The 871-nt window shown below is 75.7% G+C and carries 1 protein-coding gene; it reads left to right on the top strand.

Annotated features, from left to right (window positions below):
• Positions 1-259: 259 nt before the first annotated feature.
• A partial coding sequence (locus HYE82_RS36825; RefSeq protein WP_179178570.1) for an MFS transporter occupies positions 260-871 on the top strand: 612 nt, incomplete at its 3' end.

Raw genomic sequence — 871 nt, 5'->3', positions numbered from 1 at the left:
GGGACAGGGACAGGGACAGGGACAGGGGGCAGGGACAGGGACAGGGGGCAGGGACAGGAGGCGGTGGGGCCCGGGACGGCAGGTGTTGTCGTGCACGGGGCAGAAGCACCGTGTTCGAAGGGTACTGTAATGGCAATCATTTTCATTAACGACCCGGGGTGCGTCTCCCCGAGCCGCCGCCCCGCCCTCAAGGAGCAACCACACCGTGACCGCCACCCCCACACCCACACCACCGCCCGCGGCGACCAAGTCCGAAGCGCTGCCGCCTCGTTCGGTCCTGCGCGACACCGCGTTCCTGCGCCTGTGGGCGGGCACCACCGCCTCCGGGCTCGCGACCTGGGCCCTGCCCTTCGTCCTCGGGCTCGCCGTCCTCCACCGCGACCTCGGCGCCACCGGCCTCGGCCTGGTCCTGGGCACCCGAACCGCCGGGTTCCTCCTCGCCGTCGCCGTCGGCGGCGTACTGGCCGACCGGCACTCCCGCCGCGCCGTCGTCCTCTGGTCCGCCCTCGCTGCGGCCGTCGCCGCGCCCCTCCTCGCCCTCGGGCTCGGCCGTTCGCTCCTGCTGATGACGGCCGGCGCCGCGCTCGCGGGCGCCGGTCAGGGCGCCTGCCGCCCGGCCTTCCAGGCGCTCACCGCCGAGACCGTCGACCCCGAGCGCCGTCAGCAGGCCAACGCCGCCATGACCACGGCCGTCCGCGCGTCCACCCTCGCCGGACCCGCCCTCACCGCGCTGCTCGCGGCGTTCCTCGACGTCGCGACGCTGCTGCTCGGCATCGGCCTGCTGTGGCTGGTCGCCGCCCTCGTCCCGGGCCGGGGTGCCACCACGGCCGCCCCCGCGGCGGCGGACCGTGCCGACACCCCCTCACCCCAC

This window comes from Streptomyces sp. BR123 (genome assembly GCF_013401435.1).
Classification (GTDB): domain Bacteria; phylum Actinomycetota; class Actinomycetes; order Streptomycetales; family Streptomycetaceae; genus Streptomyces.
The sequence above is the reverse complement of the archived record's forward strand: the minus strand, read 5'-3'. Positions and strand labels throughout refer to the sequence as shown.